The sequence below is a fragment of the Salinimicrobium sediminilitoris genome (genome assembly GCF_020866905.1).
In the GTDB taxonomy this organism is placed as follows: domain Bacteria; phylum Bacteroidota; class Bacteroidia; order Flavobacteriales; family Flavobacteriaceae; genus Salinimicrobium; species Salinimicrobium sediminilitoris.
On record NZ_JAIVCC010000005.1, the window covers coordinates 921,784 to 934,412 of the forward strand.

A 12,629-nucleotide genomic window follows, 5' to 3' on the forward strand; every position below is an offset into this window, starting at 1 on the left:
GTATATTTGCAGCTTCAAAAAAACTATCTTATATGGGAATGAAATTATCGCACTTCAGCTTTGATCTGCCACCAGAACTTTTGGCCGAATATCCTTCAGAAAACAGGGATGAGGCACGTTTAATGGTTTTGAATAGAAAAGATCAAACTATTGAGCACAAACAATTCAAGGATCTTATCGATTATTTTGAACCAAATGACGTGATGGTATTGAACAATACTAAGGTTTTTCCTGCGCGTTTATTTGGTAATAAAGAAAAGACCGGTGCTCGTATTGAAGTGTTCCTTTTGAGGGAATTAAACGCCGAAACCCGTTTGTGGGATGTGCTTGTAGATCCAGCCAGAAAGATTAGGATAGGGAATAAATTATATTTTGGAGAGGATGAAAGCCTTGTGGCCGAAGTCATTGACAATACTACCTCCCGCGGGAGAACACTTCGTTTCCTGTATGACGGTTCTTATGAAGAATTCCGTGATAAACTGACAGAGCTGGGTGAAACTCCGCTGCCAAAATACATCAAGAGAGAGGTACAGCCTGAAGATAAGGAGCGTTACCAAACGATCTATGCAAAATCTGAAGGGGCTGTAGCGGCACCAACTGCCGGACTTCACTTCTCAAAGCACCTTTTAAAGAGGTTAGAGATAAAGGGAATTGATTTTGCCGAGGTGACACTACACGTTGGATTGGGGACTTTTAGCCCTGTTGAGGTAGAAGATCTTTCAAAACATAAAATGGACAGCGAGGAAGCTTTTATTGAAAAACCGGCTGTAGATACTATTAATAAAGCTATTAGCGAAAAACGTAAAGTTTGTGCAGTAGGAACTACTGTGATGCGTTCCCTGGAAAGCTCTGTTTCTTCGAACAGAACTCTAAATGAATTTGGTGGATGGACCAATAAATTTATCTTCCCTCCTTACGATTTTAGTATAGCGAACTGTATGATCACCAACTTCCATACCCCAAAATCGACTTTATTGATGATGGTTTCTGCCTTTGCAGGTCATGACTTCATGAAAAAGGCATATGCTGAAGCGGTGAAAGAAAAATATAAATTCTACACCTACGGGGATGCAATGCTTATTCTTTAAGTAGGTAGTTCTCAGTTTACAGTAGGCAGTTTAAATAAAACAAAACCTCACAGGTCTTTGAGACCTGTGAGGTTTTGTTTTACATCTTGATGAAGTAGTATCTACGGATTTTCATTTCTTTTCATAATTCAGATCTGTGATTATTTGTGCGATCAGCGGGAAACTTGCAACCCTGCAACCTGTAACCAAAAATTGGCTAACTTATTGATCCTCAAAAATGACATTTTAGAGGAGTATTAGAAATCACAATAACTTTAGTATTTTTGCAGCGTGAAAAACGGAAAGAAAGACATACGAGCATTGACCAAAGAACAACTTCAGCAATTCTTTGTTTCTCAGGGAGATAAATCCTTCCGCGGAACTCAGGTTTATGAGTGGCTGTGGGGTAAAGGTGCTCATTCTTTTGAAGATATGACCAATATCTCAAAGGACACGCGTCAAATGCTGAAGGATAATTTTGTGATCAATCACATTCGGGTGGACCAGATGCAGCGGAGTAGTGACGGGACCATCAAAAATGCAGTAAAATTACACGATGATCTTACCGTGGAATCTGTTTTAATTCCCACCAAAACACGTACTACCGCTTGTGTTTCCTCCCAGGTAGGCTGCAGCCTTGACTGTAAGTTCTGCGCGACTGCAAAGCTGAAGCGAATGCGAAACCTCAATCCCGATGAGATTTACGATCAGGTAGTAGCCATTGATAATGAGAGCCGGTTGTACTTTGATAAGCCGTTATCCAACATTGTTTTTATGGGAATGGGGGAGCCGCTTATGAATTACAATAATGTTCTTAAGGCTATAGAAATGATTACTTCTCCCGAAGGTTTAGGGATGTCACCAAAACGTATTACCGTTTCCACTTCTGGGGTACCAAAAATGATCAAAAAAATGGCCGATGAGGAGGTGAAGTTTAAGCTTGCTGTTTCCCTGCATTCAGCCATTGATGAGGTGCGGACTTCCATTATGCCATTCAATGCAACCTTTCCTCTTAAAGACCTAAGGGAATCACTGGAATACTGGTATGCAAAGACGGGAAGCCGTATCACCTATGAATATGTGGTGTGGAAAGGGATCAATGACAGTAAAAAGGATGTAGATGCGTTGGTGAGATTTTGTAAGTATGTTCCCTGTAAGGTGAACCTTATTGAATATAATCCAATTGGCGACGATCTTTTCATGCAGGCACCCGAAGAAACTACGAATATGTACGTGAGGGAGCTGGAGCGCAACCACATCACCTGTACCGTTCGCCGGTCCCGCGGGAAGGACATAGATGCAGCCTGTGGACAGCTTGCAAACAAATCCAAGGAAGTTACCGTATAGACTGTCAAAAAGGTCATTTTTTGAAGGGTTGAAAATTTAATCTTTTAACTATCTTAGCAGCCCTTATGAAGGTAATTTCCAAAATAAAGCTGCCGGTAGAAAAGGAGATGGAACTTTTTGAAAAAAAGTTCACTCAGTCGATGTCTTCGAAGGTTGCTCTTTTAAACAGAATCACCCACTTTATTGTAAACCGGAAGGGTAAGCAAATGCGGCCTATGTTCGTTTTTCTTGTTGCAAAAATGGTTGCAGACGGGAAGGTAAATGAACGTACCTACAGGGGAGCTTCTGTCATCGAACTCATACACACCGCTACTCTTGTTCACGATGATGTGGTGGACGATTCCAACCGTCGCCGTGGATTCTTTTCTATTAACGCCCTTTGGAAAAACAAGATCGCCGTTCTTGTTGGGGATTACCTGCTTTCAAAAGGACTTTTGCTTTCCATTGATAATAACGATTTTGATTTACTGAAAATAATTTCAGTTGCTGTACGGGAAATGAGTGAGGGCGAACTATTGCAGATCGAAAAAGCCCGTCGCCTGGATATTACCGAAGATATTTACTACGAGATCATTCGGCAAAAAACAGCTACGCTAATTGCTGCCTGTTGCAGCCTTGGAGCAGCATCTGTGCAACCAGATTCTTCTGAAGTGGAGAAAATGCGCCATTTTGGAGAACTTATAGGAATGGCCTTCCAGATCAAGGATGATCTTTTTGATTACGGTAACGAACGCATTGGAAAACCTACCGGGATTGATATTAAAGAACAGAAAATGACCCTCCCGCTTATTCATGTGCTTAACAAGGTTTCTCCTAAAGAGAAGGCGTGGGTGATAAACTCTGTAAAAAATCACAATAAAGACGGCAAACGGGTAAAGGAAGTCATCGAATTTGTAAAGAACAATGGAGGGTTGGACTATGCCGTTGCCAGAATGAAATCCTTTCAACAAGAGGCGCTGGCTTTACTTGAAGAATATCCCGATTCTCCCTATAAAGATTCTCTCATCCTAATGGTCAATTACGTTATTGAACGTAAGAAGTAATTCCGCCATTGTGCGATTTTCCTTTCTATTGATTTAGAGAAAAATTTTTCTCCTGTGCCTACTTATAATTGCACGTGAAAAACATGCCTTTAAAAAAAATGTTCTTTTTAGAAGAAGAAAGCTGACTTCTCCGGAAAATTTTTAGAAAAAATCTCACCCTCAGGCAACCTTTTGTAACTTTCACTCGTCTATGTTAATAGAAGGCCTTTTGAAAAGCTAAGCAGGTGAAAGTAATTCAACTCTTTAAAAATGATTCTCTTTTGATAAAACGTGCAGCCGCCGGTAACCGGCAGGCACAGCGTAAGATCTATGAGAAACATTCGGGGAAAATGCTCAGCGTTTGTCGGCAGTATGTGAAGGATCTTCAGCATGCCGAAGAAGTAATGCTTAACGGATTTTTTAAGGTATTTACCCACCTGGAAGATTTTCGGGATGAAGGCAGCTTTGAAGGCTGGATGCGCAGGATCATGATAAGGGAGGCGATCTCTTTTCTCCGGAAAGATAAGCGTTCATTATTTGCTGAAGATGAGGTGCCGGAAAATAGTGATTTCTCTTACACCTTTACTGAAGACTTCAATGCGGCACACATACAGGAGATGATCGATAGCTTGCCCGAAGGTTATAAAATGGTGTTTTTGATGTATGCTGTGGAAGGTTATAAGCACTCAGAAATTGCAAAAATGCTGAACATTACTGAAGGAACTTCTAAATCACAGCTTTTTAAAGCCCGAAAGATGCTGCAGGAAAAGCTGAAACAGGAAAACATGACAGAATATGGGATCGGAAAAATTTGAAAATAAGATAAAAACCTTGCTTGAAGAGAGGGAAATAGAGCCTTCTTCTCAAAGCTGGGGTCGTCTTGAGCAGCGGCTGGAGAAAAAGAAGAAGCTGAGAAAACCTTACCTGTTATGGATCAGTTCCGCAGCAGCCGTAGCCGTGATCTTCTTTACCCTGGGCACGTATTTCAATGCTCCAGTAGCTTCGGAAGGGTCGCAGGTGGTGGAGCAAACTTCAGAAGAGCCGTTTCTAGAGGGAAAAACACAGGAGCCTGAGGTAATTCAGCTGGCTACTTCAGAAGGTAAAGAGGAGCAAAAGGATCCTGAAACTGAGAAAAAATCTTCAGCTAAAAAACCTTCCAAAAATGTCATATTTGAGCCCCCTGTTGGAGATGCTTCCGAAGAAGAAAGCCTGCTAGCTTCAGAAATTTCTTCAGAAGCAATTGAAGTTGTAAAACCTGAAAATGAATTGCTGCTGGCTGAAAATAAAGAGATAATATCTGAACCTCAAATACCTTCCGAAGTAAGTGATACCGAAGTGGAAGCTCTTTTATTGCTGGCATCTGCCGAATTAAAATCTGATCCTGTCTTTACAGTGAATTCGGGGGATTTATTGCACCAGGTAGAATATGAACTGGATCAGTCGTTTAGGGAAAAAGTATTTGAGGTTGTAAAAGAAGGTCTTTCCAGGGCAAAAACTGCAGTCGCAAACAGGGATTTTTAATCAAATAATTCATCAATCAATCAACTAACGGGCTTTTTACAGAAGCCCAAAAAATTAAAATCATGAAAAATATTACATTTTTAATGCTCTTAACCCTTTGTTCCTTTGTTGTTAATCCTGCTGTGGCGCAGGAAAAAACAAATAGTGAAAAGATCGAACAGCTGGAAAAACAAAAAGAGCAGATCATCGCCGAGGAGAAGGAAGCTCTAAAACTGGAGGTAGAAGCTATTAACAGGCGTGCCCAGGCCAAGGAAATCGACTGGGAAGAGGCAGAAAAAATGAAGGGTGAGGCGGCAAGGAAACACGCCATGAATATCCAGAACAGGGTAGCAATAATTGATAACCAGATCGCCCTGCTCACCCGGGAAGAGGGAGCCGAGGAATTTGAGTGGGAAGATGAGGAGGAGGAAGATGATGATGATCACTGGTACAACAAAAGCAAGTACAGCCGGACCTCTACTCACCTTGTACTAGCCGTGGGATTCAATAATGCACTTACCGAAGACCAGTCTATCAATGATTCTGACTTTAAAGTAGGGGGCAGCCGGTTTTTCGAACTTGGAATTGCGTGGAGGACCCGCGTTTTTGAACAAAGTAACTTTATGCGTCTACGGTATGGGTTCTCATTTCAGTTCAATGGTTTGAAACCTACAGATAATCGTTTCTTTGTAGAAGATGGGGACCTCACTATGCTGGAGGAATATCCCCTTGACCTGGACAAGTCGAAATTCAGGATGGATAATCTTGTATTTCCTGTTCATTTTGAGTTTGGTCCTTCTAAAAAAGTCGAAACTCCGCGCAGTGTTTGGTTTTCAACGCATAACAAACTTAAGATCGGTCTTGGGGGCTACGCTGGTGTAAACCTGGGGGAACGTCAAAAATTGAAATATGAAGAGGATGGAGAAAAGGTGAAGGAAAAGCTCAAGGGGGATTATAATACAAACGACTTTATTTATGGGCTGAGTGGTTATCTTGGTTGGGGAGATGCCTCCATTTATGTGAAGTACGATCTCAATCCTATTTTTAAAGATCCAAACCCCGAGATGCGAAACATTTCCATAGGTCTGCGATTTGATGCGAATTAAGAATTAGCCTTAAACAATGAGTACTGAAGAAAAGGGCGCCTGCGGGGGTCCTTTTTTGTGGTGATTTTGTAGCATGTTTTTTGCTATATTAGAAAAGGAAATAATCAATCATGGAAACCCTTATAATAAATACCAAGAATTCGGGGAATGCCGAACGTATTCTGGAACTAGTGAAAAAACTTGGGGAAGAAGGAAAAATTCTTTCTAAAGAAGAGCAGGAGGATTTTCTTTTAGGAAAGATTATGGAGGCCGAAAACACCGGGAAAGATGTAGGTAAAGAGGCAATTTTGAAGGAATTAACAACTATTTGTTATGAATAAGCTGGAAATTAGAGAGAAATTAATTGCAGAAATAAAGCAAGTGGAGAACCTGCATTTACTTAAAGTGCTGTATGATATTCTTTCGGCAGAGACGGGAGAGAAATTCTACAATTTAAATAGGGACCAGATTTCGGCTATAGAAGAGGCAAAACAGCAATATAAGGAAGGAGAGTTTTTCACTAATGAAGAAGTAGACCGGGAAACAGAAGAATGGCTAAAGCAGTAGTTTGGTCGTTGCGGGCCAAAACTGACAGGAGGAATATTCTGGAGTATTGGCATAAGAGAAATAAATCTAAGCTTTACAGTAGAAAGCTCTTCAGATTATTTCAAGAAGCTGTGCAGCAGATAAGTGAGAATTCAGCCATTGGAAAACCGACTTCTCTATTGGAGGTAAGGTCTTATGTTGTTAAAGATTACCTGATATTCTACGAAAATTTTAAAGATCATATTCTCATCCTCACGGTCTGAGATAGCCGTCAAGATCCAACAAAGTTGAATTTGTGAGTCAAAAAATGACTGAGGGTACTTCTCAGAGAAACTTTACCGAAAGGGATTCCCAGCGGGTAATCCCTTTTCTGTTTTATAGTTATTAACGTACATTTGAGCAAAATTTCCGCAGTAGAAAAATGATCTCGAAATCTACCATAGACCGTGTTTTTGAAGCTTCCCGCGTTGAGGAGGTGCTTGGCGATTTTGTAAATCTGAAGAAATCGGGTAGCAATTACAAAGGCCTTAGCCCGTTTAGCGATGAACGTACTCCAAGTTTCATGGTTTCTCCTGTGAAACAGATTTGGAAGGATTTTTCCAGCGGGAAAGGAGGAAATGTGGTGGCTTTTTTAATGGAGCATGAACATTTCACTTATCCCGAAGCTATCAAGTACCTGGCAAAGAAGTACAACATTGAAGTTGAAGAGACAGAGCAGAGCCAGGAGCAAAAGGAGCAGGCAGATGAGAGGGAGAGCATGTTCCTTGTTTCGGAATTTGCTGCAAAATACTTTCAGAACAACCTGCTAAAGACCGAGCTGGGAAAAGCCATTGGTCTTAGTTATTTCAGGGAGCGGGGTTTTACAGATGAGACCATCAAAAAATTCAATTTGGGTTACTGCCTGGATGACTGGAACGCCTTTACCAATGAAGCCCTTAAAAAGGGTTACAAGTTGGAATACCTGGAGAAAACCGGGCTGAGCATTGTAAAAGAAGATAAGCAGTTTGACAGGTTCAAAGGTCGGGTAATGTTTCCTATCCAATCCATGAGTGGTCGTGTGCTTGGCTTTGGTGGAAGGATACTTACCAACGATAAAAAAGCAGCAAAATACCTTAACAGCCCCGAAAGTGATATTTATCACAAGAGTAAGGTGCTTTACGGTATCTACCATGCAAAGCAGGCTATTGCCAAAGAAGATAATTGCTACCTGGTAGAAGGCTATACTGATGTGATCCAGTTTAACCAGGCCGGGATTGAGAATGTGGTTTCTTCTTCGGGTACGGCTTTAACTCCAGAGCAAATAAGGCTTATCAACAGGCTCACAAAAAATATTACGGTACTTTTCGATAGTGATGCTGCCGGCCAGCGTGCATCCATTCGTGGGATTGACCTTATCCTGGAGCAGGGGATGAACGTGAAAGTTTGTGCCTTTCCGGAAGGGGAGGACCCCGACAGTTTTGCCAAAAAGAATTCTGAAGAAGATATAAGGCTGTACCTGAAGGAAAATTCAAAGGACTTTATTAATTACAAAGCTTCCCTCTTGATGGAGGAAGCTAAGAATGATCCCGTCAAGAAGGCTTCCCTAATTCGGGATATGGTGAGCAGCATTTCAAAGATACCCGATAATATTCAGCAGGAAGTTTACGTGCAGGAAACCTCCCGCATCATGGATATTTCTGAAGAAGTATTATTTACCACCCTTGCCCAACTTGGAGGAAAGGCCCAGGGGAAACCGGCTGCCAAAAAGACCCAGCAGTTTGAAGTAGTAAGGGATGACCCTGCGCCGCGGGTGAAGGTTGACGAGTTGTATGTGCTGGAGCGAACCATTATTAGTCTTTTGCTGCACTACGGAATGATGGAGGAAGATTTTGAAGACCTGGTCGTTAAGGTAGACGATAAAGGTGAAATTACCCTCGAACCCGAAATGGTAACAGCGAAGGTTTATGAAAAGATCTTTCTCGATCTACAGGAAGATGAAGTTGCCTTTGCAAATGAGCATTTCCAGAAAATCTATCAACTGGTTATCCAAAAATATAACGAAGAAGAAGAATTTTCCATAGACACTTTTATAAATGGATTACAGCCTGAAAATGCTTCGGAAGTAACAAGTATTTTAATGGATGAAGAGCAATATGTTCTACATGACTGGGAAAGGATGGAAATATTTGTAAAGGGGAAAAAGGCTGAAATTGGTCGCCTGGTAAATGAGACAATTCTCGCTTTGAGAAGATACCTTGTGAACCGAAAAATTAATGAACTGAACCGGGAAATAAAAGAAGTTCCCCCCGAGGAGTCAATGGGAATCCTTCAGGACATTATGGATTATATTTCTCTAAAAAAGGTGCTGTCGGGCAAACTTAACCGGGTTATGTAGGTTTTATTTGCAATAAGCGGGATTGGTTAATTAGATCGGCAAGGTTATCTACACGTAATTTTTTAAGAAGCCTGGTTTTATAGGTGCTCACCGTTTTTTCATTAATTTTCAAGGCTTCAGCGATATCCTTATTTCTTTTCCCAGTGGACAGTAAATTGAGTACTTCAATTTCCCTGGTGGAGAGTTTTTTATACCGCGAAACAAGGTTATTGGATCTTGTAGTGCCAGAGTTGATCTTTTCACTAATTTCCTTGTTAAGATATATTCCTCCCCTGGCTACTTGATGTACTGCCTCCAGGAGAATATCTGTAGAGACGGTTTTTGAAAGATAAGCAGCGGCACCCGCTTTAATAGAGTTCAAAGCATACATTTCTTCGGGATGACAGCTAAGGATAAGGATCTTGGTTCCGGGATTTTCAGATTTTATGGTTCTTAGCGCTGTAATTCCATTTATGTCCGGTAAATCGATCTCGAGGATCAATACATCGGGATTTTTGTTTTTCAGAGCCCTGAAAAGATCCTTCCCGTTGGTTACTTTCCCTACTACTTCGTACACACCTTCCTTTTCCAAAAGTGAGGAAATACCCATTCGGGTAATAGGATGGTGATCTGCAATTAAAATTTTAGTCATCGTTAGAATTTTAGCACAAGAAATTTCACAGACTATACTTTCATAACCGTTTGATTTTTAGATTTGAATCGTAAAGTCAGGGGGAGAAGGAAATTTACTACCTAATTCTCGTGAAAAATAATTTTTTCGATTAACTGCAATTATTTCAGGTCAAGAGGAACGTTGCAAACCGGGATAGGTTCCATCTTATGTTTGTTAGCCCTATGGCGCATCTTATAGATCCTGAAAACTTCCTGCTGGCGCCCTGAGAAATCTTCTTCGGTCTTTCCTGCTTCAGCTTCCTTCATGGCCCATTCAAGCTCGTCATAACTGGCGCCAATTTGATCCTCATCACTTCTGCTATCGCCAAAAAGACCATCGGTAGGAGCGGCAATTACAATGCTTTCGATCACATCCAGTTCTTTGGCGATTTCGTAAACTTCACTCTTCATAAGATCGGCAAGAGGGCTAAGATCCACTCCGCCGTCACCATATTTCGTAAAAAAGCCTACTCCAAAATCTTCTACTTTGTTGCCGGTACCTGCTACGAGGTAGTTGTGCAGCCCTGCAAAATAATACAGAGTAGTCATTCGCAATCTTGCACGCACGTTGGCCATGGCGAGATGCAGCTTCGGACTTTCTTCGACCTGTGGTACTGTTTTGCCAAACGTGTCGAAGGTTTGAGTAAGATCCACCTGTACATTGGTCACGTTCGAGAACTTCCTTTTTAAATGAGTGATATGTTCCTGGGCGCGGGTCACCTGTTCGAGTGACTGGTGGATGGGAAGTTCTACACAAAGAGTCCTCAAGCCTGTTTTAGCGCAAAGAGCAGAAACAACAGCCGAATCCACGCCACCACTAACTCCAACCACAAAGCCATTCATTTTAGCGTTAGCAGCGTAATCTTTTAGCCAGTTTGTGATGTGGTCAATTACTTGTTTAGTTTTCATAATAGTTGGTGAGTTTGTGCGGGAAACAATATCTTTGTTAACAAATATAGTTTTTCGGTCAAGTTTCCCGAAATAGCGCGCGTTAAACCATTCTTAATTTGCTCATGCTTAAAAAAATCTTTCTTATCTGTCTGGTTGCCACTTTGTTTTCTTGTGCCGAAGATGATGGGAGGGAAGAGGAAATTGCAAACATCCCGATGGAACTGGATGTTCAAAGATTTGATCAACGCTTTGCACGTGCAACGGCCGATAGCCTTCCTGCTCTGAAAAGGGATTTTTCGTTCCTCTTTCCGCGGCAGTACCCCGATATTCTTTGGGTGGAAAAAATGAATGATACCATTCAGCTGGAATTGAACAAAGCCGTGGCTAATGAATTTCCAGATCTTAAGAAGACCGAGCAGGATATTGAAAGTCTTTTTCAGCATATAAAATATTATTTTCCGGAGCGCAAAATCCCCAAAGTGATTACCCTTACCAGTGATGTTGATTATCGAAACCAGGTTGTATGGGCCGATTCGCTGCTACTTGTCGCTCTTGACACCTATTTGGGCATGGATCATCCACTATATGCGGGCGTGCAGGATTATATCAAAAAGGAAATGCGTAAAGAGCAAATTTCTGTTGATGCTGCCGAGGCCTTTGCACAAACCGTGGTGCCACGGCCCAGTTCCCGGGATTTCCTTGCGCACATGATCTACTATGGAAAGATCCTTTACCTAAAAGACCTGTTGGTTCCTTTCAAGACCGATGCACAAAAAATGACATTTTTGCCCGAAGAAATGGCTTGGGCAGAAGCGAATGAAGACCAGGTTTGGAGGTATTTTGTGGAGCGGGAATTGCTCTATTCCTCAGATTCAGACCTGTATACGAGATTCCTTTATCCTGCACCTTTTTCAAAGTTCTACCTGGAACTGGATGCCGAAGCTCCGCCGCGTCTTGGGCAGTTCATTGGCTGGCAAATTGTAAAGCAATACATGGAAAAGAATGATGTTTCTGTAGAAGAGATGGTACAGAAAGATGGAGGAACAATTTTTAAACAATCAAACTATAAACCCCAGAAGTAATGGCTATAAAAAGGAAATCAAACATAAACATCAACGTATCTCTTGATGAGAACCGTGTACCCGAAGAGCTTCACTGGAGCGCCGAAGATGGTGGCGTGGAAAACCAGGAAGCAAAAGCAATGCTGCTTTCCATGTGGGATGCAGAACAAAAAGAAACTCTAAAGATCGATCTTTGGACCAAAGATATGCCACTGGACGATATGAAAATGTTCTTTCATCAAACGCTGGTCACCATGAGTGATACTTTCTTTCGTGCTACGCAGGATGAGAAAATGCGCGATACCATGAAAGATTTTTGTGAGTTTTTCGCAGATAAGATGGAGCTGAAGGACAAGAAATAGATCACTCTTCTGCCCGTGGAGGAAAAATTAAATCCCAATAATCTTTTTTTAAATATTCGGACATCCAGTCTGCTCTAAATTCTCCATGTCTTACAAGCACCTGGCCGTTAGGTTTGATTAGAGCAAAGGAGCCGCACAGAGTGGGATTTCTAAAAATGGTTTTCCTAAGGAAATTATTGGTGTCGGTGTGAAAATATTCCTTTTCGGGAACCGAAGTTTTGGGAAACTCAATTCCTTTCTCAAAAATATGGAGGAAATCAAGTTGATCATTTTGTCCAAGAGGCTCTGTGGTAATAGAATCCAAAAAATGTTTTCGTTCCATGACATCTTTTTTGGTCCAATGATTCCTTTTCGAGGTACAATGATCGTCGAGATAAACGTATTCGAGAAGAAAAATAGTGTTGTCATTAAAATCCTTTCCTGTCATTTTTTCGAGATTATTTCGGAATGGAGGATAGGCCAAAACGTATTGTTCAAAAACAGGATGAATTAGCCGGCTGATTCGTGCAGTGTCATTTTCAGATATCCAACTTGCATAAGTAATGTTTGGATTTTTCTTCATCTTCCGGAAGCTATTTTCTGAAATAGGGGTTCCGTTTTCATCCAAATAGTAGTTCTTCTTTGGGTATGAGGAACATGCAGCAATCATGAATGCAAGTAGGAAAAATTTGAGGCTTTTCACGGGAGGATTAGATTGGATTTGAGATCAAGATAAAAATATTC

At 41.3% G+C, this 12,629-nt stretch carries 15 protein-coding genes; 12 read left to right on the forward strand and 3 right to left on the reverse strand.

The window, feature by feature from the left end; all coding sequences use genetic code 11:
• Positions 1-38 precede the first annotated feature (38 nt).
• From queA to dnaG, 10 genes are all read left to right on the forward strand, one after another.
• Complete coding sequence (queA, locus tag LA313_RS09305) at positions 39-1,088, forward strand: tRNA preQ1(34) S-adenosylmethionine ribosyltransferase-isomerase QueA (RefSeq protein WP_228914456.1); 1,050 nt, start codon at positions 39-41, stop codon at positions 1,086-1,088.
• A gap of 270 nt (positions 1,089-1,358) precedes the next feature.
• On the forward strand, positions 1,359-2,414 hold the full coding sequence (rlmN, locus tag LA313_RS09310; RefSeq protein WP_228914411.1) for a 23S rRNA (adenine(2503)-C(2))-methyltransferase RlmN: 1,056 nt from the start codon (positions 1,359-1,361) through the stop codon (positions 2,412-2,414).
• A 65-nt stretch (positions 2,415-2,479) separates the two neighbouring features.
• Positions 2,480-3,457, forward strand: coding sequence for a polyprenyl synthetase family protein (locus LA313_RS09315; RefSeq protein WP_228914412.1), 978 nt, complete (start codon positions 2,480-2,482; stop codon positions 3,455-3,457).
• 224 nt (positions 3,458-3,681) lie between these two features.
• Positions 3,682-4,251 (forward strand): RNA polymerase sigma factor, encoded by a 570-nt coding sequence (locus tag LA313_RS09320; RefSeq protein WP_228914413.1) that lies wholly within the window; start codon positions 3,682-3,684, stop codon positions 4,249-4,251.
• Complete coding sequence (locus LA313_RS09325) at positions 4,232-4,957, forward strand: hypothetical protein (protein ID WP_228914414.1); 726 nt, start codon at positions 4,232-4,234, stop codon at positions 4,955-4,957. The genes LA313_RS09320 and LA313_RS09325 overlap by 20 nt, the downstream gene beginning before the upstream one ends.
• Positions 4,958-5,019: 62 nt before the next feature.
• Complete coding sequence (locus LA313_RS09330; RefSeq protein WP_228914415.1) at positions 5,020-6,042, forward strand: PorT family protein; 1,023 nt, start codon at positions 5,020-5,022, stop codon at positions 6,040-6,042.
• A 110-nt stretch (positions 6,043-6,152) separates the two neighbouring features.
• A complete protein-coding gene (locus LA313_RS09335) occupies positions 6,153-6,362 on the forward strand; it encodes a hypothetical protein (protein ID WP_228914416.1) in 210 nt (69 codons plus the stop codon).
• Positions 6,355-6,588, forward strand: a complete 234-nt coding sequence (locus tag LA313_RS09340; protein WP_228914417.1) for a hypothetical protein — start codon at positions 6,355-6,357, stop codon at positions 6,586-6,588. Before LA313_RS09335 ends, LA313_RS09340 begins: the two co-directional genes overlap by 8 nt.
• Positions 6,573-6,830 carry a type II toxin-antitoxin system RelE/ParE family toxin gene (locus tag LA313_RS09345; RefSeq protein ID WP_228914418.1) on the forward strand — a complete coding sequence of 86 codons (258 nt, stop codon included), beginning with the start codon at positions 6,573-6,575 and terminating at the stop codon, positions 6,828-6,830. Before LA313_RS09340 ends, LA313_RS09345 begins: the two co-directional genes overlap by 16 nt.
• Positions 6,831-6,988: 158 nt before the next feature.
• Entirely contained in the window at positions 6,989-8,941 is a 1,953-nt protein-coding gene (gene dnaG / locus LA313_RS09350) for a DNA primase (protein WP_228914419.1), read from the forward strand.
• Here dnaG and LA313_RS09355 read toward each other — a convergent pair.
• Positions 8,934-9,572: a response regulator transcription factor gene (locus tag LA313_RS09355; RefSeq protein ID WP_228914420.1), complete on the reverse strand. Its 639-nt coding sequence runs from the start codon at positions 9,570-9,572 to the stop codon at positions 8,934-8,936. The genes dnaG and LA313_RS09355 overlap by 8 nt on opposite strands.
• 140 nt (positions 9,573-9,712) lie before the next feature.
• Positions 9,713-10,501 carry an NAD(+) synthase gene (nadE, locus tag LA313_RS09360; RefSeq protein ID WP_228914421.1) on the reverse strand — a complete coding sequence of 263 codons (789 nt, stop codon included), beginning with the start codon at positions 10,499-10,501 and terminating at the stop codon, positions 9,713-9,715.
• A gap of 104 nt (positions 10,502-10,605) precedes the next feature.
• On the opposite strand from nadE, the gene gldB reads away from it, so the two are divergent.
• Both gldB and gldC read left to right on the forward strand, forming a co-directional pair.
• A complete protein-coding gene (gene gldB / locus LA313_RS09365) occupies positions 10,606-11,565 on the forward strand; it encodes a gliding motility lipoprotein GldB (RefSeq protein ID WP_228914422.1) in 960 nt (319 codons plus the stop codon).
• Entirely contained in the window at positions 11,565-11,906 is a 342-nt protein-coding gene (gldC, locus tag LA313_RS09370) for a gliding motility protein GldC (RefSeq protein WP_228914423.1), read from the forward strand. The genes gldB and gldC overlap by 1 nt, the downstream gene beginning before the upstream one ends.
• Before the next feature lies 1 nt (position 11,907).
• On the opposite strand, the gene LA313_RS09375 is transcribed toward gldC, so the two are convergent.
• Complete coding sequence (locus LA313_RS09375) at positions 11,908-12,588, reverse strand: hypothetical protein (RefSeq protein ID WP_228914424.1); 681 nt, start codon at positions 12,586-12,588, stop codon at positions 11,908-11,910.
• Between the last annotated feature and the right edge of the window lie 41 nt (positions 12,589-12,629).

Excerpts from the sequence above, each read along its gene's own strand:
- queA (WP_228914456.1), top strand. The coding sequence starts at position 39 with ATGAAATTATCGCACTTCAGCTTTGATCTGCCACCAGAACTTTTGGCC.
- LA313_RS09315 (WP_228914412.1), top strand. The coding sequence starts at position 2,480 with ATGAAGGTAATTTCCAAAATAAAGCTGCCGGTAGAAAAGGAGATGGAA.
- LA313_RS09325 (WP_228914414.1), top strand. The coding sequence starts at position 4,232 with ATGGGATCGGAAAAATTTGAAAATAAGATAAAAACCTTGCTTGAAGAG.
- LA313_RS09330 (WP_228914415.1), top strand. The coding sequence starts at position 5,020 with ATGAAAAATATTACATTTTTAATGCTCTTAACCCTTTGTTCCTTTGTT.
- LA313_RS09335 (WP_228914416.1), top strand. The coding sequence starts at position 6,153 with ATGGAAACCCTTATAATAAATACCAAGAATTCGGGGAATGCCGAACGT.
- LA313_RS09340 (WP_228914417.1), top strand. The coding sequence starts at position 6,355 with ATGAATAAGCTGGAAATTAGAGAGAAATTAATTGCAGAAATAAAGCAA.
- LA313_RS09345 (WP_228914418.1), top strand. The coding sequence starts at position 6,573 with ATGGCTAAAGCAGTAGTTTGGTCGTTGCGGGCCAAAACTGACAGGAGG.
- dnaG (WP_228914419.1), top strand. The coding sequence starts at position 6,989 with ATGATCTCGAAATCTACCATAGACCGTGTTTTTGAAGCTTCCCGCGTT.
- LA313_RS09355 (WP_228914420.1), bottom strand. The coding sequence starts at position 9,572 with ATGACTAAAATTTTAATTGCAGATCACCATCCTATTACCCGAATGGGT.
- nadE (WP_228914421.1), bottom strand. The coding sequence starts at position 10,501 with ATGAAAACTAAACAAGTAATTGACCACATCACAAACTGGCTAAAAGAT.
- gldB (WP_228914422.1), top strand. The coding sequence starts at position 10,606 with ATGCTTAAAAAAATCTTTCTTATCTGTCTGGTTGCCACTTTGTTTTCT.
- gldC (WP_228914423.1), top strand. The coding sequence starts at position 11,565 with ATGGCTATAAAAAGGAAATCAAACATAAACATCAACGTATCTCTTGAT.